We start from the raw sequence: 20,627 nt of genomic DNA on the forward strand, positions 1-20,627 counted from the left end.
GGGGCTGACCGTTGGTCGGCACACCTTGTCCCACGCAGGTAGATGCCAATCTTGATTGGCACGCCTTGACGCCGGTAGGTGCCAACCTTGGTTGGCGCGCATTTCATGCATCGGCCAGCACCACCTGCGCCGCGTTGTGCCCGGGCGCGCCGGTGACCCCGCCGCCCGGATGGGTACCCGCACCGCACAGGTACAGGCCGGGCAGGGCGCCGCGATAGCCGGCCTGGCCGACCATCGGCCGCGCCGAGAACAGCTGGTTGGCGCTGAGCGCACCGTGGAAGATGTCGCCACCGACCAGCCCGAACGTCCGCTCCAGATCCAAGGGTGACAGTGCCTGTCGACCAAGCACGCTGTCGGCGAAGCCGGGAGCGAAGTGATCGACGGTGGCGATCATCAGGTCGGCGACGGTATCGCGGTGATCATCCCAGTGACGGCCATCGGGCAGCTCCGGCGCCACGTGCTGGCAGAACAGGCTGGCCACATGCTGCCCGGGTGGCGCCAGCGAATCATCCAGCGTGCTCGGAATCAGCATCTCCACGATGGGCTTGCGCGACCAGCCCTCGCGACGTGCGTCCAGCCAGGCACGGTCCATGTAATCCAGGCTGGGCGCCATGATGATGCCGGCACTGAGGTGATCGCCGGGACCGGGCAGGGCGCGGAAATCCGGCAGCCGCGACAGCGCGACGTTCATCCGGAACGTGCCCGAGCCGCAGCGCCAGTTCGCCATGCGTTCACGGGTGGTGGCGGGAACCTGGGCGGGCTGCAGCAGTTGTTCGTACAGCAGCTTCGGGTTGACGTTGGCCACCACGGCACGTGCGCGCAGGCTCTCGCCGCCGGACAGCGCGACGCCGACCACGCGCCCGTCCTCAACCAGCAGGCGTTGCACGCCGGCATCGACGCGCAGCTCGGCGCCGGCCGCACGCGCGGACGCGGCGATGGCCTGGCTGATCGCGCCCATGCCACCGATGGCGTGGCCCCACGCGCCCTTGACCCCGTTGCACTGGCCGAACACGTGATGCAGCAGTACGTAGGCGCTGCCTGGCGTGTACGGGCTGGCGTAGTTGCCAACAATGCCATCGAAACCAAACAGGGCCTTGATCGGCTCGCTTTCGAACCAGCGATCCAGGTACTCGGCGGCCGACAGCGTGAACAGGTCCAGCAGTTCCTGGCGCAGTGCAGGGTCCAGTGCGGCCAGCTCCCGTCCCAACCGGCCCATCTGCCACAACGCCGGCAACGCACGCCAGCCAGGCATCACCCCGAGGTCGGGCGGCGGGCGCAGCGCCCAGTCGCGCAGCACATCGGCAAATACCTCCAGGCGCGCTTCATAGGCGGGCAGCGCCTGCGCATCACGTTCGGAGAACTTCGCCACCTCGGCCTGGGTGCGGCCAGGTGCGGACAGCAGGTAGCGACCGTCAGGCAATGGCAGGAAGTTGTTGGCTGGCCGCGCGACGATGCGCAGCCCGTGCGCATGCAGCTGCAGCTCCTCGATCACCTTCGGCTGCAGCAGCGACACCGTGTACGAGGCCACCGAGTTGCGGAAGCCCGGGTGGAACTCCTCGGTGACAGCCGCGCCGCCAAGGATGCCGCGACGTTCCAGCACCAGCACCCGTTGCCCCGCGCGGGCCAGATACGCCGCGCACACCAGCCCGTTGTGGCCGCCACCAACGATGATCGTGTCCAACGTCGTCATGCGTTGCGGATCGCCGCTTCGATGGTGGCGATGTCGATCTTCTTCATCGGCATCATCGCGTTGAAGGCGCGCTTGGCCAGGGCCTTGTCCTTGCTGGTCACCGCGTCGATCAGCATGCGCGGACTGATCTGCCAGGACACGCCCCAGCGGTCCTTGCACCAGCCGCACTGGCTTTCCTGGCCACCGTTGCCGACGATGGCATTCCACAGGCGATCGGTCTCGGCCTGGTCCTCGGTGGAAATCTGGAACGAGAACGCTTCGCTGTGCTTGAAGCTCGGGCCACCATTGAGGCCGACGCAGGGAATGCCGCAGACCGTGAATTCGACGGTGAGCACGTCCCCCTGCTTGCCGTCGGGGAAGTCGCCGGGCGCGTGATGCACAGCGGTTACTTCGCTGTCGGGAAAGGTCTTCGCATAGAACGTGGCGGCCTCGAGCGCACCGTTGTCATACCAGACGCAGATCGTGTTCTTGTGGGCCATGGCGGGGCTCCGCAGTGGACGAAGGCGCAGCGATAGCATGGGCGGTGTTAATGCCGGATCGTGCTGCACTGCGGGAGCTGCCGGCGCCGCGCTACCATGGCCAGACGACACGACAGGGATGATGCGTGAAGATCCTGATTCTGGGTGGCTATGGTGTATTCGGAGGGCGTCTGGTCCGCTTGCTGGCCGACCTGCCGATGCTGGAACTGCTGATCGGTGGCCGCAACCTGGCAGCGGCGCAGGCCTTCTGCGCAAGCTATGTGGGGCAATCGAGGCTGCGTCCACTGCAGGTCGACCGGCAGCAGCTGGCCACGGCCCTGCAGGCCGAGCGACCGGAGCTGGTGGTGGATGCCTCCGGTCCTTTCCAGGACTATGGCGAACACCGCTATGGCGCGATCGAAGCCTGCATTGCCGCCGGCATTGATTATCTGGACTTCGCCGACGCGGCAGACTTCGTATTCGGCGTTTCGCAGTACGACGCGCAGGCCAGGGCGGCTGGCATCTACGCACTGTCCGGCGTCAGCAGTTTCCCGGTATTGACCGCGGCAGTGCTGCGCGAGATGGCCACGCACATGGATATCGTCAGCGTGGAAGGCGGCATCGCGCCATCGCCGTATGCCGGCATCGGCCTGAACGTGATGCGGGCGGTGGTCGGCTATGCCGGTTCGCCGGTGAAGCTGCGCCGCAGCGGTCGCGATGGGCACGGCATCGGCCTGGCCGAGAGTCGCCGCTTCACCGTCGCGGTGCCGGGGCGACTGCCGCTGCGCAACCTGCACTTCTCGCTGGTGGATGTGCCGGATCTACAGGTGTTGCCACCCGAACATCCGACGATGACCGACATCTGGATGGGGGCTGGCCCGGTGCCGGAGATCCTGCATCGCGTGCTCAATCTGCTGGCCAAGGCGCGCCTGCACCTGAAACTGCCATCGCTGGAGCCATGCTCGCGGTTGTTCTATACCGTGTTGAACCTGATGAAGTTCGGCGAGCATCGCGGCGGCATGATCGTGCGTGCCGTGGGCACCCGCGATGGTGCGCGTGTGGAACAGAGCTGGCACCTGCTGGCCGAGGCCGATGACGGCCCGTACATTCCATCGATGGCGATCGAAGCGGTGATCCGCAAGCAGCTGGCCGGTGATCGGCCGTCACCGGGTGCACGCCCGGCCACGCATGCGCTGGAACTGTCCGACTACGACCGGCTGTTCGACGGACGCACGATCCATACCGGTTTCCGCCGCGACATGCCCGGTGCCAGCCTGTACCAGCGCCTGCTGGGCAGCGCGTACGCGCAGCTGCCGGCCAGCGTGCAGGCGTTGCATGCACCGTCTGCCGCCAAGCGCTGGAGCGGGACGGCATCGGTCGAACGCGGTGGTGGGGTGTTGTCGCGGTTGCTGGGGAACGTGTTCGGTTTTCCGGCAGCGGGCGAGGCAGTGCCGGTCAGCGTCGAGTTCACCGCAGAGGCGGGGGGGGAGCGCTGGACGCGGACCTTTGCCGGCCGTCGTTTCTCTTCGTTGCAGACGCAGGGGCAGGGGCGCAACGAAGCGCTGCTGGTCGAACGGTTCGGTGCGGTATCGGTAGCGTTGGCACTTCTGGTCGACAACGGGCGGCTGCAACTGGTGCCGAGACGCTGGTCGATCCTGGGCCTGCCGTTGCCGCAGTGGCTGTTGCCCGGGGAGAACAGTTTCGAGAGTGATGAGGATGGGCGCTTCGTCTTCGACGTGGAGATCGGCGCGCCGGTGGTGGGGCGGATCGTGCATTACCGCGGAACGTTGGAGGCGTTGTGATGGGTGTCGGTGCAGCGCTGGATACACCACGAGTGTCGGAACCAGAACGCGGGGCTGTCGTATTGAACGCTTAACAGAACCCATCAACCGTGTTCATGTGACGGATATAACCGCTGGTGCCCCGCTGCGGATGCCGTCGCGACGGTGCCACTGATTGGCTGAAATCCCCATGTTTTCAGCTGTATGTCCCGATTCAGAGGCGTCGCCGATGCCTGCTTGCTGACGCTTCTGCCCTGATTCATCGCGGGTTGCAGCACTGCCTTGCGAGGAACACCCGTGCCTATAAATCCCCGTCAGTTTCATTACGGGAGAGAGCTTCATGGCATTTGCATCCACGCATCGTGTGTTGAAGCGCAGCGCGCTTTCGGCAGTGTTGTTTTCCATCGTTGGTGCCGTTGCTGCACAGAGCACGACCGGCACGTTGTTCGGCACCGCAGCCGGTGCCGAAGGCGCTACCGTTGTCGCCCAGAGCGAAAGCGGTCTACGGCGGACGGTAGTCGTCGATGCACAGGGGCGCTACAGCTTCGGCGCATTGCCGGTGGGGCGCTACAGCGTCAGCGTACAGCGCGACGGCCGTGTCATCGAGCAGCAGGAGAACGTCCAGCTGCGCGTGGGCAGTGGTACCGATGTAAGTTTCGCTGCACATGGGCCGGCCACCACGCTGGACGCGGTCAACGTCACCGCAGCGAACCTGCCGAAAATCGATGTGACCCACACCGTGTCGAAGTCCGTCATCACGTCCGAACAACTGGATGTGCTGCCGCTGGGCCGAAGTGCCGAGGCCATCGCTTTGCTGGCCCCTGGGGTGGTCGCCGGTAGCGGTGAATTCTCCAACGGTTCGCGATCGGTGCTGTCGTTCGGTGGCGCCAGCGTCACCGAGAACGCCTACTACCTCAACGGCTTCAATGTCACCAACCCGCTGAATAACCTCGGTGGGATCAGCCTGCCCTATGGATCCATCGATCAGCAGGAGACCTTCACCGGTGGGTACGGTGCGGGTTATGGCCGTTCCACAGGCGGTGTCATCAACCAACTGGGAAAGCGCGGTACCAACAGGTGGCGGTTCGGTGCCCAGGTGGCGTGGACACCGGCGGAGCTTGCCGAGTCGCCGGAATCGGTCAACTACCCCGACATGGCCCTGCCGGATGGGTATGCCTACGAGAACGAGTCCAAGCCCGGCACTTTGTACCGTTACCGTCGAGGGGACAAGGCGACCACAACCACCTACAGCGGATATGTCAGCGGACCCCTGATTGAGGATCGCCTGTTCATTCACTTGGCCGCTGAATCCAACCGGCGTGAGGGCGTTTCAACCGCCAGCGAGGCATCTGCGCAGCAGGCACGCAACCATTACCGCGTGGATACACCGAAGTTCTACGGCAAAATCGACTGGAACATCAATGACAGCAACATTCTCGAGTACACCCGTTTCCAGGACACTGATCGTTCCGGTGGTTACTACACCGGGTTCGACTACGACACCTTGACCGAGGGGGATCGCACGGGCACGTTTCCCAATACGACCAAGGCCACGACGGACGTCGATATCTTCAAGTACACGGGGTATCTCAACGACGACCTGACCTTGAGCGCAGTGTGGGGGCGCACCCGCGTCGGCAACCTGGAATTCAACCCACTGGATTCGGGCAACCCCTTCATCAGTGGTGCCGGGAACCAGGATCCGTCCCTCACTGGCGGAGCCCCGGTTCGCAATGACCAGGCTGGCCTGTACACCAAGGCTTCTGATGCGGGGAGTACCACGCAGGGGCTGCGCATGGACCTGCAGTACCGCATTGGCAACCACGAGCTGACCGCTGGCGTCGACAACATGACCTATCGGGCGCACAACGAAGGGCAGTCCATGACCGGCCCGGGTCATGCCTGGATCTACTCCCGCGGCAATCCGGGTGCGTCGCCCAACCCCGGCTTCGGCATCGCACCGCCGGGCGGCAATGGCTATTTTGTGCAGAAATACATCTTCTCCACCACCACCAGCATGTCGGTGAAGCAGAAGGCATACTACCTGGAAGACCGCTGGCAGCTGACGCCCGAGTGGTTGCTGACGCTGGGCCTGCGGAATGATCGTTTCACCAACTACAACAGCGATGGACGCGCGTATGTGGAAAGTGGCGACCAGTGGGCGCCACGGTTGGGCGCCAGTTGGGATGTGTTCGGTGACGCGTCGCTGAAGGTCTTCGCCAACCTGGGCCGCTACTACCTGGCATTGCCCAACAGTGTGGCCATCCGTGGTGCGTCCGCGTCGACCTACACCCGTGAGTATTTTACGTATACCGGCATTGATGCCGACGGCAACCCCACGGGCCTGACGCCTTTGGGCAATGGTCCAGTATCAACAAACAACGAGTACGGCCAGGCTCCGGATCCCCGTTCGGTGGCGCCCACAGACCTGCGTTCCCAGTACCAGGATGAGCTGATCCTGGGTTTCGAGAAAACCCTGGGCAGTAGCTGGAACAGTGGCGCAAAACTGACCTTCCGGCGGCTGCAGTCGGCCATTGACGACACCTGTGATTCCGATCGCTTCGCCGACCGGCTCGCTGGCATGGGGCTGGATACCGACGCGTACGAGCTCCCGGGCTGCGTGATCTTCAACCCGGGGCAGACCAATACGTTCCAGGTACGCCATCGCGATGGGTCCGGCTATACGCCGGTCAGCATGAGCACGTCCGATTGGGGCTACGACGGCAAGAAGGCCAAGCGCGAGTACGTGGCGGTCGATCTGTTCATCGAACACCCGATGTCCGAGCGCTGGTACGCGCGCCTGGACTACACCTGGTCACGTAGCTTCGGGAACACCGAAGGACAGGTGAAGTCCGATATCGGTCAGGATGATGTTTCCAAGACCCAGGACTGGGATGCGGTGTCGCTGATGGAGTACGCCGGTGGCTACCTCGCCAATGATCGCCGGCACCAGTTGAAGGCGTTCGGCGCCTACCAGATCAATGACGAATGGACGGCCTCGTCGACGGTTCGTGTGATGTCGGGCATGCCCAAGAGCTGCCTGGGTTACTACGGAAGCGACCAGAGCGATCCGGCGCATGGCTATGGATCGGCGTACCACTATTGCAACGGTGAGCCGTCACGGCCCGGTGATGCCGGCCGGCAGCCGTGGACGGCGCAGCTGGACATAGGCGTGATGTACCGGCCTGCGTCTGCCGACAACCGCCTTGGCCTGGGGTTGAATGTCTTCAACGTACTCAACCAGCGGCGCCAGCTGCAGTCGACGGCGAAGTATCAGACGGGTCCGGATACGGTCTCCAATCTCTACGGAATGGGCAGTTATTTCACGCCGCCGCGAACGGTTCGCTTGACCGCCTCGTACGACTTCTGACCTGCGCGCATAGCGGCTCACTCTCCGCATGGGTTGGCTTGGCCCTGATTCGTCAGGGTCCTTTTCCAGCAGAGCTCTCAACAAAAAAGGGCGCCCGTAGGCGCCCTTTTCATCAACACGAAACCATCAACCTCAGCGCCAGACCTTGATCTGCTCGCCGTCGGTGCGCTGCATCGGCTGGCCCGGCTTGCAGCTGAAGCTGGCGCCGAACGCCGGCAGGTTCGACAGCGGGCCGTTGGTGCGCCAGCGGCCCGGTGCGCGGATGTCGGCGGTCAGGCGGCGTGCGGCCTCGTTCGGCGAAAGCTGCTGCGGCCACAGCGCGGCCCAGGCGCGGAAGAAGCCCTGCTGCTGTGCCGGCTTGGCCTTCGGCTCCTGCGCGGTGTACGCGGCCCAGGCCAGCTCCAGACCGGCGATGTCGGCCAGGTTCTCTTCCTGGGTCAGCGTGCCGTTGACCTTGGCCCCCTTCACGCCGGGGAACTCGTAGGCGCCGTACTGCGCGGCGACACGGGTGCCGAGCAGGGTCCAGGCGGTCTTGTCGGCCGGCGTCCACCAGCTGCGCAGTTCGCCCTTGGCATCGACCAGCGCACCCTTGGCATCGATCGCACGGGTCAGCTCGTGGCCGACCAGGCCGCCGAAGCTGCCGAACTTGTCCGCGGCATCGGCCTTGGCGTTGAACACCGGGCCCTGCAGGATCGCCGCAGTGACGATCAGCCGGTTCTGCGCCAGGTCATAGGCCAGCGACGGCTGCTGCGGCAGCACGTCCCAGCGGCGGTCGGCGTTGCCCTTGCCGATGCGCTTCATTTCCTCGCGGTGGCGCCAGGTGGACGCGATCAGCATGTTGCCGCCGAACGAGCCACGGCCCATCGGCTGCACGCTGTAGTCCAGGTCGCGCAGCGGGGTGCCGATCTCGATCTTCAGCGCGGCCAGCTTGGCCTGTGCTTCGGTCTTGGCCTCGGCGCTCATCCAGCTGTTGTTCTTGACCGCTTCGATCTGCACTTCACGCACCTTGTCGACGATCCAGGCCGCCTGGCGGCGGTCTTCGGCGGACAGGTAACGGGCTGCGTATTCGCGGCCGACCATCGGGCCAGCGGCCACGTTGATCGCGTCCAGCACGCTTTCCCAGCGCTGCGGCGGCAGGGTCTCGCCACGCAGCACGCGGCCACGGAACTCGAACTCCGCGTCGCGGTACGCCTTGGACAGGTACGGCGCCATCGAGTCGCCCACGCGCCAGCGCAGGTAGGCCTTCCACTGGTCCGGCTTGAGCTTGGTGACCATGCCGTCGAGCTGCTTGAACAGCGCCGGATCGGCCAGCGACACCAAGTCATCGTTGACGCCCTGCGCCTTCAGGAACGCATCCAGCTGCAGGTTGCGGTAGCGGCTGTTGAGGTCCTTGGTGGAGATCGGCGCGTAGTTGTTGAACGGATTGTTGATGCCCGCCAGCGACTGCGCATTGCGGGCCAGTTCGGTTTCCAGCGCGATCACCGCCTGTGACTCGGCGTCCAGCTTGGCCGCCGGGGTGCCGGTCAGTGCGAGGATCTGCTTGACGTAGTTGCGGTAGCGGCCCATCAACGCGACGGTGTCGGCGTCGGTGCGGGTATAGAAGGCCGGATCAGGCAGGCCCATGCCACCCTGCATGAAGTAACCGATGTGGCGGTCCAGCGCCTTCAGGTCCACGTCCGGACCGAAGTTGAAGGCCACCGGGATGCCGACCTGGTGCAGCGCGGCGATCGAGGCCGGGACATCCTTGGCCTTCTTGATCGCGTTGATGCGGGTCAGCAGCGGTGCGATCGGGTTGGAGCCGTCGGCTTCCACGGCCGCTTCGTCCAGGCCGCTGGCCCAGAAGTCGCCCAGCAGCTTCTGCACGTTGCCCTGCGGCGCCTTCATCGAGGCGTCCAGCAGTTCACGCTGTTGCTGCCGGCTGCGGTCGACCAGCTGGCCCAGTGCGGTGGCGGCGCCGGCCTGCGGCACCGGGTTGGCCTTCAGCCAACCTGCATTGGTGGCGTCGTAGAAATCGCTGCACTGCGCACTGACGGCCGGGGCGCGTGCGGCCTTCTTCTTGGCGGCGAACGCATCGTGGGTCGGAACCAGGGTCGCCAGGCTGATGCCCAGGGCGATGGCAAGCGGACGGAAGTTGGGCATGTAGAACGAATCCGTGATGGATTGAGGGCGGGCGAACTATAGCAAGCCGCGCATGGGCAGGGGATGCACACCTCATGGTGCATCCGCCGGACATGGCCCGGCGCTACCGGGCGGGTGGCATGGGCAGGGGATGCGCGCATCACGGTGCATCCGCCGGGCATGGCCCGGCGCTACCGGGCGGGTGGGATGGCCACGCCATGCGTGGCTGCGGCCACCGCGCGAAAAAACAAAGGCCCGGGAAATCCCGGGCCTCTGCAGGCAAGCCGTGGCCTCAGCCGTGGCTTACCAGATCACCACCTGCGAGTCGCCGGTGCGCGACATCGGCGTACCCGGCTTGCACTGGAAGGCCGCGGTGAAGGTCGGCAGGTTCGACGGCGCACCGACGGCGCGGAACTGCGCCGGCGCGTGCGGGTCGGTTGCCAGGCGGACCTTGGCGTTCTCCGGGGTGTACTTGGTGCGCCACACGGTGGCCCAGTTGAAGAAGAAGCGCTGATCGCGGGTGAAGCCATCGATCTTCGCGTCTTCCTTACCGGCCGACGCCTTCTGCAATGCGTCGTAGGCGGTGGCCAGGCCACCCAGGTCGGCGATGTTCTCGCCCAGGGTCAGATGGCCGTTCACGGCCTGGCCGTCGACCTTGTACTGGTCGAACTGCTTGACCAGCTTGCCGGTCAGGCCAGCGAAGTTCTTCGAATCGGCTTCGGTCCACCAGTTCTCGAAGTTGCCGGTCGGCCCGAAGCGGCTGCCCTGGTCGTCGTAACCGTGGGTCATTTCGTGGCCGATGACCGCACCGATACCGCCGTAGTTCAGCGCGTCGTCGGCCTTCGGGTCGAAGAACGGCGGCTGCAGGATGGCGGCCGGGAACACGATCTCGTTCTGCAGCGGGTTGTAGTAGGCGTTGACCGTCTGCGGGGTCATGCCCCACTCGGTCTTGTCCACCGGCTTGCCGATCTTGGCCAGGTTGTACTGGTAGTTGAACGCGGTGGCCGCGCGCACGTTGCCCAGGTAGCTGTCACGGTTGGTCTGCAGGCCCGACCAGTCACGCCACTTGTCCGGGTAACCGATCTTCGGAGTGAAGGTTTCCCACTTGGCGATGGCCTTGGCCTTGGTCTCTTCGCTCATCCAGGACAGGCCCTGGATGCGTTCCTTCAGCGAGGCGGCCAGGTTCTTCACCAGCTCTTCCATCTTCGCCTTGGCTTCCGGCGAGAAGGCAACCTTCACGTACAGCTGGCCGAAGGCTTCGCCGGCATCGCTCTCGATGGTGCCCAGCACGCGCTTCCAGCGCGGCTTCTGTTCCTTCTGGCCATTGAGGGTCTTGCCGTAGAACTCGTAGTTCTCCTGCACGAACGCATCGGCCAGGTACGGCGAGGCACCGTCCACGGTGTGGAAGCGCAGGTAGGCGCGCCACACCGACGGATCGGTATCGCCCAGCGCCTTGCTCACTTCCTGGTGGAAGGCCGGGATGGCCAGCGAGAACTTCTCCGGCGCGGCCACGTTCTGCGACTTGAAGAACTCGGTCCAGCTGAAGTTCGGGGTCAGCGCATCGGCCTCGGCCAGGCTGACCGGGTGGTAGTACAGGGAAACGTCGCGCGACAGCTCGACGCTGGACTTGGACGCCTTGGCCAGGCGGGTCTCGAACTTGACGACTTCTTCAGCCTGCTTTGCGGCATCGGCAGCAGCCACGCCGGACAGTTCCAGCACCTTGGCGACGTGGGCCTGGTAGGCCTTCAGCTTGTCGGCCTTGGACGCATCGGTATAGAAGGTCTTGTCCGGCAGGCCCAGGCCGCCCTGGCTGGCGTAGGCCATGTTCACGGCCGAGTTCTTGAAGTCGGCTTCGGCGCCGAAGCCGAACAGCACGTTCTCGCCCTTGGCAGCGCTGGTGCGCAGGTAGTTGGCGATGGCGGCCTTGTCCTGCAGGCCGTCGATCGCGGCCAGGTCGGCCTTCAGCGGCTCGATGCCCTGGGCGTTGACCTTGGCTTCGTCCATGCCGGTGGCCCACAGGTCGCCGACGATCTTCTCGATGCCGGCCGGGTTCTTGACCTGCGCGACCTGCTCGGCCAGCTGATGCTGCACGGCCACCGAACGCTCATCGAGGATGGTGAAGGCGCCCCAGCTGGTGCGGTCGCCCGGAATCTCGTTGGCGGCCAGCCACTTGCCGTTGACGTAGTCGCCGAAGGCGGTGCAGGCGTCAAGGTTGCTGTCCAGATCGCTGGCCTGGAAGGCGTTGTAGGCCGGCAGCTTGCTCTCGTCGAGCTTGTAGGTGGTGGCGGCGTCGGCCGCGGCCGGCGTGGAGGCGGTGGCATCCTTTGCCGGGGTTTCGTTCTTGCCGCAGCCGACCAGCGCGGCCGAAACGGCCAGGGTCAGCAGCACGATCTTGGGAGTACGGGTCACTTGAATGGCCTCCAGGCCGAGTGAGTCAGGGAAGGGCCGGGGGAACGGCCGTGGGCCGAACGATACGCCGCCGGCCCACACTGCAAGGGTGTCGAAGGTCATGGCCGGGCGCAAGGGGGCCTTGCCGGCACCGGAAAAGACAGACCCGGCAAAAGCCGGGTCTGTCGGGTACTACATGTGTTGCTCGATCAGAACTTGTAGGTAGCGCCCATGTACATGTAACGGCCGATGTTGTCGTACATCGCCGAACCGACGTCGGAGCCGAAGTAGTTCACCGGCGGATCCTTGTCGAAGGCGTTGTCCACGCCCAGGTAGACGTCGATCTTGTCGCCCGGGAAGCGGTAGCCGAACTGGAAGTTGTGGTAGACGTACGAACCGTTGCGGATCGGGCTGCTCTGGCCCGGATTGGCCTGGTAGCTCTTGGGCTGCACGCGCAGGTTGCTGCTCACGTAGTTCAGGTCCCACGACGCGCGCCACTGACCCAGCGAGTACTTGGTCTGCAGCGAACCGCGCCAGCGCGGGTCGGTCACCCAGGTGACGTTCTCGTCGTACTCGTTCGGGAAGTCCTGGAAGGCCCATTCACGCGACTGCAGCAGGCGGGTACCTACCAGGCGGATCACCGTGTCGCCCTCGGCGAGCTTGAAGCGGTAGTCCATTTCCAGATCGACGCCGACGCGACGCGAGCGCGCCAGGTTTTCGTTCAGTGCAACCCAACGGCTGATCGAGTGTTCCGGGAAGGTGCGGCCGCCCGCATCGGTCTTGCCACCGACCGGTGCGCGCTCGATGAAGCCGCAGAAGCTGTTGTTGATGCCTCCCGGAGAATCCACGCAGCGGGTGGCATTGGTCTGCGCGGTCACTGCGCCGATTGCATCCTTCAGGCTGATCCACCAGTAGTCCACCGACATGCCGAAGCCCTGCAGGAAATCAGGCTGCCAGACCAGGCCATAGGTGAAGCTGCGCGCGCGCTCCGGCTTCAGGTTCGGGTTGCCGCCGCTGACACCCGGGCGGGTTGCGGTGTAGGTATCGACCCAGCCCACCGGCACGCCCAGCGCCGAGCAGTTGGCCTGGCGCAGGGCCGGATCAGCTGCCGTATTGGGGCGGTTGGAATTGGTGGCCAGGTAGTTGCAGGGATCGTTGACGGTGGCGAAGTTCTCGCTCTGCGGGTTGTACAGTTCGCCGATGCTCGGCGCACGCACCGCCTGCGACAGGGTGCCACGGGCACGCAGGGACGGAATGATGGTCCAGTCCAGGCCGACCTTCCAGGTGGTGGTCTTGCCGATGCTGCTGTAGTCGGACCAGCGACCGGCAGCGTCCATGGTCAGGTTGTAGATGCCCGGGATGTCGGCCAGCAACGGCACGGTGGCTTCGACGAACGCTTCGCGCACATCGTACTTGCCCATCCGGTTGGGGATCGCGTTGAGGAAGGTCAGGCCCTGCGCTGCCAGCGGATCGGTGATTTCGCGGCTCTTCTCGCGGCGGTATTCCACGCCACCGGCCACGCCGACGTCACCTGCCGGCAGGCTGAACAGCGAGGCGTTGGCCAGCGAGGCGCTGAACACCGACTGCTGCAGGCGCGAATAGTTGAACGAATCGACGTTCATCCAGTCGCGTGCTGCCTGGGTCACCGCGCCATTGCCGAACACCGAGAACGGCACGCAGCCTTCGCGGGCGAACTGCGAGTACACGCGGTTGCCGTTGTTGGGGTTGGTGGCGTTCGGGTTCAGCGTGGTGCGGCAGACGATCTGGCCGGTGGACGGATCGACCACGGTGTCCAGGCCTGCCTGCCAACGCTCGTTGATGCGGTTGTTGAGGTTCCAGCGCTTGACTTCGCTCTGGCCCCAGTTGCCGTACACGTCGTAGGTCCAGTTCTCGGTCAGGTTGCCTTCCACGCCGAGCACGAAGCGCTGGGTGTTGCGCTCCACGTGCTCGCCACGCTGGCCGGCATCGACGTTGAAGCGGCTCAGGGTCAACTGGCTGGCGCCGTTGGCGGCCATCAGCGCGCGCAGCTGCGGCGAAACGTAGGCATTGTCGCGCTGGATGCGCAGGGTCTGGTCGAACGACGGCTGGGCCAGGAAGTCCGAGACGGTCTCGGTGTACTTGCCTTCGAAGTACAGGCGGTGGTTGTCGGTCAGGTCGAAGTTGACGACCGCATTGACGCTCTTGCGGTCGAAGCCGGGCTGCAGATCGGCGACCGAATTGAGGTCGGCGAAGTCGCAGTTGACGCAGCTGGTGGTGCTCGGCATCACCCCGTCATAGCGCTGCGGGCGGTAGGTGCCATCCGGATTGAACTGGTAGCGGTTGCCCCAGGTCGCCTTGTTGGTGGGCGAGAACGCACCCAGCGTGAAGGTGCCGCCGAAGGAGATCGAGTGGTTGCCACCCGGACCGCTGAGCACGGTCTGCGGATTGGCTTCGTTGGAGGGCTTGGTCGGGTCGTAGTTGGGGTTCGGCACCGACACCAGGAATTCATTGCCGATCGCGCGGTCGCTGCGGACGAAGCGGTCCTGCCTGCTGTACTCCAGTGCGATCGCGGCGTTGCCGCGGCCGTTGGCGAAATCGGTGCCGGCCGAGGCACTGATGAAGGAGCGGTTGAAGCCGCCTTCACTGGCCATGCCGGTCTGGCCGCGCACTTCGGCGCCATCGAACGACTTCTTCATGATGAAGTTGACGACACCGGCCACGGCATCGGCACCGTACACGGCCGAGGCGCCACCGGTGATGACTTCAACGCGCTCGATCCACTCGACCGGAATCGTGTTGACGTCGACTGCCGAGGAGCCGGAGGTCGCGCCGACATGGCGGCGACCATTGACCAGCACCAGCGTACGCGAGGTGCCCATGCCGCGCAGGTCCATCAGGCCCACGCCGGCGGTGCCGATGAAGCGGGTGGAATTGCCCAGCGTATAGGTCGGGCTCAGCGCCGGCATGCGCGCCATCAGGTCGCCGATGTTGTTGGCGCCGGTGGCACGGATTTCTTCGGCCGTGATGGCGGTGACCGGCGAGGGGGTCACGAAGCCGGTACGCGCGATGCGCGAGCCGGTCACGCTGACGCGGTCCAGGTCGATGGGGTTGCTGCCGGAGCTGGCTTCCTGGGCCAGGGCCGGGGTTGCGGCCGCCATCATCAGGCCGGCGAGCAGGGCGTTGGTCAGCGGGTGGCGACCGAGCGTGCGGTGGTGCGTCATCAGGTAAATCCCCCTAGTGGAAAGAGATCGACCACCTCCCTGTGTCTGTTATGTCGTTGTTCATGTGTCTTCCTGACGTTCATCGAACCTAACATGCATTTAACGAAAAAAGCATGGGTTCGTCACATTTCCATGTCGTGCAAGGGGATTTCGATCATCAAATTGCAACAAATACAGTGTCTTAGTCTCATTTGTGATGCTTAAATTTTGTTTCTCCTGCAATTCATGAATGGGGTGTTAAGCGACACTTTGCGCAAATTGGCGGTTGAGTGCCTGCGCGCGCATCCCTCAAGGGCGAGCGGTACCCGGGGGCCAGGCAGCTCCGTTGAGGTTGTACTCCCGTCCTCCACGCTGCCAAGTCAGGCCGCCATCGGGCCACATATCAAGTCTAGGAGGGCGCAGGCCCGCAAAAAGGAAAGGGCGGCTTGCGCCGCCCTTCCCGGGTACTGCTGTTACTGCCGGATCAGAACTTGTACTTCAGACGCACGAACGGGGTGCGGCCGTAGTAGTCGTACTGGGTGGCGAAGGCCGGCACGTTACCGTAGCGGGAATCGGCGACGCCGGTGGAAACCAGCGGCGGGGTCTTGTTGAAGATGTTGCTGACGCCCACCAGGATTTCCCAATCGGCCTGCGCGTAGCTGACGGACGCGGTGTGGTAGATGCGCGAATCAGCCACGATGTCACGATAGGAGTTCGGACGGCCCTGGTAGGTGAACACCGGATCCAGATCGATGTCTTCGGTCTTGTGGATGTAGGTGGTCAGCCAGTTGTACGACCAGTCACCGCGGGTCAGGCTCAGCGCCAGGTTCCCCACCACCTTCGGACGGCCGATGTCGCCCAGCAGTTCCGACGAGGTCAGGCCGCTGGCCGCCGCGCTGGAGAACACCTGCTGGGTGTCTTCGATGGTGTAGGTGACCTGGGTCTCAGCCGAGAACTTGCCGAACGAGAAGTCGTGGTCGAAGTTCGCGGTCAGGTCATAACCACGGGTGCGCTGCTTGTTGATGTTGATGAACTTGTTCTGGATCTCGGTAACCGCATACGGCTGGGTAGCATTGGCCGGATTGCGGGTGAGCAGATCGCAGTAGCTGTTCGGGAACACCGAGCCGCCATAGCAGCCACGCAGGACGTTGGTGCTGCCCAGCTGCGCGATCTCATCGCTCACCTCATAGTCGAAGTAATCGATGGCCACGCTCAGGTTGGCGAAGGTCGGGGTGAACACGATGCCGGCGGTCTTCGCGCGCGAAGTTTCCGGAATCAGCGTGTTGCCACCGCCCTGGCCATATACGGTGCCACTGCTGCCACCACCGGCATAGTTGGCCGGAATGCCTGCGGCTGCGCAGTTGGCCTGGTAGTTGGTGTTGGAGCTCTCGCCCCAGCGTACGCACGGATCGTTTGCCTGCGAGAAGAAGCCGGTCTGGTTGCCCAGATACAGCTCGTACAGGCCAGGAGCGCGGTAGGAGGTGCCGATCGAGCCGCGCAGGCGCAGTGCCGGGATGATCTGCCAGTTCACGCCGACCTTCCAGACGTTGTCCGAGCCGGACACGGTGTCGTACTTGAACACGCGACCCGAGGCATTGACGCTCAGCGACTCGACGCCAGGCAGGCCCTTCAGCAGCGGCACGTCGAGTTCGACGAAGGCTTCCTTGACCTTGTCATTGCCCTTGGTCACGTCAGCCGAAGACGAACCCCAGATGTCGCCGGTACGGGACAGTTCGCTGGGCTGGTCGTTCAGCGAGTAGTAGCGGTATTCCAGACCAGCTGCCACGCCCACGGCGCCGGCAGGCATTTCAAACAGGTCGCCGCTGACGATCGCGTTGATCGTGGCCTGCTTGTAGATGGTCTTGCCCCAGTCCCACACGCCCAGCTTGTCGACCAGTTCGTCGACCTTGCGGCCGCTCAGATAGTCCGGGTCGAAGTAGTTCACCGCCGGCGGCGCGTCGGTGTAGTCCAGGTCGCCGCTCTTGGAGGCCTGGATGGCCAGGTTGCCGTACTTGCCCTTGGAGTGGCTGAAGTTCGCGTTGACTTCCCACGCCCAGGTGTCGGTGCCCTTGAACAGGCCATCGAGCTTGGTTGCGGCGTAGAAGTAATCGACCGTGACATCCTGCTGCGACTTGAACAGCATCACCGGGTTGGCAACGATCTGGGTGCCCGGAATGTACGCGTACGGGAAGAACTGGCGCCAGGAGAACGTCTCCGTTTCGCGGCGGTTGAACAGGAACTGGGTCTTCCAGTTGACCGAATCGAAGCCGAAGTCGGTGGCCAGGTAAGCAGTCTTCCGCTCCTGCTTGTTGATGATGTGGCCCTGGCCCCAGCGCGCGAAGTTCACCGGCTCATCGTAGAAGGCCTGGCCGCGCGTGTAGTTCTGGGTCTTGCGCGGGCGGTAGCCCGGCAGCGGGCCGACAGTGGTGCCATCACCCGATGGCACGTAGCGGGTGCTGCCGATGTCGACCACGTTGTGCAGCATGTTGTTGCAGTTGGCCAGCGGTGTACCGGCATTGAGCGAACGATCTTCGCGGTCGATGCGGTTGCCGTCGGCGTCCTTGATCAGGTCGTTGCTGCAGTTGAGGAAGTCGCGGTCGCCGCGGGTCAGTTCGTTGTGCTGATACCACTCGACGGCAGCGATGATGCTGCCCTTCTCGAAGTTCCAGCCATTGGCCAGCGACGCCGAGAACACTTCACCGCCGCCCTCGGTCGGCACGCGGCCGGTGACGGTCAGTTCCGGACGCTCGATGTTCTTCTTGGTGATCAGGTTGACCACACCAGCCACGGCATCGGAGCCGTAGATGGAGGACGAGCCGTCCTTCACGATCTCGGCGCGCTGCAGGATAGCGGTCGGAATGACGTTCAGGTCGAAGGCGCCCACGGCACCACGGGTACCGGCCGGGCCCGGACGCTGGCCGTCCAGCAGCACCAGGGTACGGTTGGCGCCCAGGCCGCGCAGCGACACGGTCTGCACGCCGGTGCCGCCGTCGACGACGAAGCCGCCGAACTGGTGGGTGATCTGCGTTTCAGCCGAGCCAATGGCCGACTTCTGCAGGAACTCGGCGACGTTGACCTGGCCCTGCTTGGCATTGGTCTCGGCGTTGATGGTGAACACCGGCGAGGTGGTTTCGTAGTCCGCACGGCGGATCAACGAGCCGGTGACGGTGACCTTGTCAAGGTCGGTCGCGCGCTGGGTGGAGGAAGAAGTGCTTGACGCCTTTGCTTCCTGCTGGGTGGTCTCCTGGGCCAGTGCCGGTGCGACCTGGAGGCAGGCCAGCACAGCGAGAGTCAGTGGTACGCGGCTTGGCTTGATGTGGCGGTTGGCGTTGCGCATTTCGTCGTGATCCCCACTTGTTATGCTTCGGTTAATGGAGTGTATGTGTGGCGTAAAGTAAATGCAACATGAATGGATATTTCCCGTAACCCGTTGTTGCTAAGGGAAAATTCAGTCATTCGGGCATTAAAAAACCCCGCCGGTTAAGCCGGCGGGGTTGTTGATCGGCCCCTCTGCTGGGGGTTACAGGCCGCCTGGCCCGCAGTCCTTGGCCAGGTAGTCGGCCATCAGGGTGAGGGTCGTCTGGAAGTGGCGCGGGTACCACGGCATGCTGTGCGGCATGTCGGGAATCAGCTCAAACCGGGCCGGAACCTTGCCCTGCACGGCGGAATAGAAGTTGCGGGCATGGAACGCCGGCGTGCGTACGTCGCGGTCGCCGACGAAGGTCAGCAGCGGGATGGTGGCCTTGGCGGTGTTCTGCATCGGGTCCATGCCCTTGACGGTGCGGCCCTGCAGGATGCGTTGCAGGCGGTTCTGGCTCCAGGACGTGCCCAGCCGGCCCAGGTCGGTGACCGGCGCGCCAGCAATGGCGCACTGGTACGGCGATGGGCTGCGTACGGTGGCTGCTGCCGCCGCGAAGCCACCATAGGAGTAGCCGAAGATCGCGATGCGATCCTTCGCCGCGATGCCCTGCGACACCAGCCAAGCGGCACCGTCGTCCTTGTCATCCTGCATCTTCTGGCCCCACTGGCCATCGCCGGCCAGCCACAGCTTGCGGCCCAGCCCGGAGCTGCCACGGTACTGGGGGCGCAGCACGGCATAGCCGCGCGAGGTGAAGAAGGGCACCCAGCCGGACACGTCCCAGCCCGTATAGTCACGCGCCCACGGTCCGCCATGCGGATGCACCAGTGCCGGCAGTGGGCCGTCGCCCTGCTTCCAGCCTGCCGGCAGATCGAGGATCGCCGGGATCTGCTGGCCATCACGCGCGGTGTAGGTCACCCAGCGCTGTTCGCCGATCTGCTTGCTGTCCACCCAGGGACGTTCGCTGCCCAGCGGCATCACGTCCTTGCGGTCGGCCAGGATGTAGTAGCTCTTCGGGTTGCGGTTGCTTTCCGTGGTGAACAGCACGCGCGAGAGATCGTCGTTGTAGCCGGTGATGTAGACGGTCAGGCCCGGATAGGCTTTCTGCAGGCCCTCCTGCAGGCCTTTCATCTGCGGGTCGACATAGATCGCCTGGCGCTGTGGTCCATCGATGTAGAAGCCGAGCACCTGGTTGAAGTTGCTCTTGCGTGTGCCCAGGATCAGCGAGCTGATGGAGAAGGTCGGGTGGGCCGCCAGAGGCTCCTTGTCGAATTCCTTCTTGACCGGGTCATACAGTCGCGCCTGTACCAGATCGGAGAACTGGTCGGTCAGCACGTACAGCTTGCCGCTGTCATCGTCGATGCCGACCACGTCCACCGTGAAGCGTTCGCTCAGCTTGGTGGTCAGCGGCGCATGCACCTCGAACTGGCCGGCGCTGTTCTTGATCAGCACACGCTGTTCGAAATCCTCGGCCCCGCTGGATTCTATCTGGGTCTGGGTCACCACCTCGCCGGTGCGTGGGTGGAACAGGCCCGGGGTCGTGCGCGAGCTGCCCTTGAACAGCAGTTCGGTCTGCCCGGTGCGCAGGTTGAAGCGGTAGTAGTTGGCCTGCAGGGTGGCTTCATTGAGCTGGTTGATGATGACCCGGTCCGGGTCCAGCGGCAGCAGGTGCACCAGCGAAGCGGTGCCGGCCAGCTCCAGGCAGCGCAGCGTATCGGCACTGACGCCCAGCGTTCGCGTGTTGCTGGCAAAGGCCTCGTCGAACTTCGCCTGGCTGGCGTCGGTCAGGTAGGCCTTGGTCAGGAAGGTCTTGGTGGCACCGGTACTGTTGCCTTCACCGCAGCCGCCCAGCTTGCCGGTCCACTCCTGGCGGCTGATGACCAGGTTGCGCCCGGCCTTGAGCGCGCTGGCGGCGATGAATTTCATCCGATCGCCGGACGGGGTGATGGCCACCGGCCCGGCGGTGAGGTTGTCCAGGTTCCAGTTGGCCAGGGCAGTGTCGGCGTTGTTGCTGCCGGGGGCGGCAATGATGGCGACCAGCTGCTTGCCGTCGGCACTCATCGTGACCGACTGCAGCGCGGGAATCTTGGCGAAATCCTCTGCGGGCAGAGGCGCGGCGGCGGCTTGGCCGACGCACAGGCCCAGCAGCATTGAAACGGCGGCACCCAGGCGGGCAGGCGTATATCGGAGTTGCATCATCAGCGGTTCCTTGTGGCGGGGCACGGCAACATGACCGGAAGATGAACGAAGCCCGGGTTCTCGTCAACTCCGCGTGAAGCCCATCC

The 20,627-nt window shown here is 64.5% G+C and carries 10 protein-coding genes; 2 read left to right on the forward strand and 8 right to left on the reverse strand.

The annotated features are described in order from the left end of the window. Positions 1-103 precede the first annotated feature (103 nt). On the reverse strand, positions 104-1,690 hold the full coding sequence (locus K5K93_RS18450) for an NAD(P)/FAD-dependent oxidoreductase (protein ID WP_222388639.1): 1,587 nt from the start codon (positions 1,688-1,690) through the stop codon (positions 104-106). After that, a complete protein-coding gene (locus K5K93_RS18455) occupies positions 1,687-2,169 on the reverse strand; it encodes a VOC family protein (protein WP_080148336.1) in 483 nt (160 codons plus the stop codon). The genes K5K93_RS18450 and K5K93_RS18455 overlap by 4 nt, the downstream gene beginning before the upstream one ends. A 125-nt stretch (positions 2,170-2,294) precedes the next feature. On the opposite strand from K5K93_RS18455, the gene K5K93_RS18460 reads away from it, so the two are divergent. Beyond that, positions 2,295-3,950, forward strand: coding sequence for an SDR family oxidoreductase (locus K5K93_RS18460; RefSeq protein WP_222388640.1), 1,656 nt, complete (start codon positions 2,295-2,297; stop codon positions 3,948-3,950). Positions 3,951-4,043: 93 nt separating this feature from the next. On the opposite strand, the gene K5K93_RS18465 is transcribed toward K5K93_RS18460, so the two are convergent. Next, positions 4,044-4,334 carry a hypothetical protein gene (locus K5K93_RS18465; protein ID WP_222391145.1) on the reverse strand — a complete coding sequence of 97 codons (291 nt, stop codon included), beginning with the start codon at positions 4,332-4,334 and terminating at the stop codon, positions 4,044-4,046. Between K5K93_RS18465 and K5K93_RS18470 the strand changes: the two genes are divergently transcribed. Continuing rightward, positions 4,270-7,299 (forward strand): TonB-dependent receptor, encoded by a 3,030-nt coding sequence (locus tag K5K93_RS18470; RefSeq protein WP_222388641.1) that lies wholly within the window; start codon positions 4,270-4,272, stop codon positions 7,297-7,299. The genes K5K93_RS18465 and K5K93_RS18470 overlap by 65 nt on opposite strands. A gap of 132 nt (positions 7,300-7,431) precedes the next feature. Here the strand turns inward: K5K93_RS18470 and K5K93_RS18475 are convergent, their stop codons facing one another. From K5K93_RS18475 to K5K93_RS18495, 5 genes are all read right to left on the reverse strand, one after another. Continuing rightward, a complete protein-coding gene (locus K5K93_RS18475; RefSeq protein ID WP_222388642.1) occupies positions 7,432-9,438 on the reverse strand; it encodes a M13 family metallopeptidase in 2,007 nt (668 codons plus the stop codon). 282 nt (positions 9,439-9,720) lie between these two features. Next, positions 9,721-11,826, reverse strand: a complete 2,106-nt coding sequence (locus tag K5K93_RS18480; RefSeq protein ID WP_080148338.1) for a M13-type metalloendopeptidase — start codon at positions 11,824-11,826, stop codon at positions 9,721-9,723. Positions 11,827-12,014: 188 nt separating this feature from the next. Beyond that, positions 12,015-15,005, reverse strand: a complete 2,991-nt coding sequence (locus K5K93_RS18485; RefSeq protein ID WP_222388643.1) for a TonB-dependent receptor — start codon at positions 15,003-15,005, stop codon at positions 12,015-12,017. Between the two features lie 463 nt (positions 15,006-15,468). Next, positions 15,469-18,321 carry a TonB-dependent receptor gene (locus K5K93_RS18490; protein WP_222388644.1) on the reverse strand — a complete coding sequence of 951 codons (2,853 nt, stop codon included), beginning with the start codon at positions 18,319-18,321 and terminating at the stop codon, positions 15,469-15,471. Positions 18,322-18,504: 183 nt separating this feature from the next. Then, entirely contained in the window at positions 18,505-20,538 is a 2,034-nt protein-coding gene (locus K5K93_RS18495) for a prolyl oligopeptidase family serine peptidase (RefSeq protein ID WP_093820704.1), read from the reverse strand. Positions 20,539-20,627 lie beyond the last annotated feature (89 nt).

It is taken from the genome of Stenotrophomonas sp. DR822 (assembly GCF_019793815.1).
Lineage (GTDB): Bacteria > Pseudomonadota > Gammaproteobacteria > Xanthomonadales > Xanthomonadaceae > Stenotrophomonas > Stenotrophomonas indicatrix.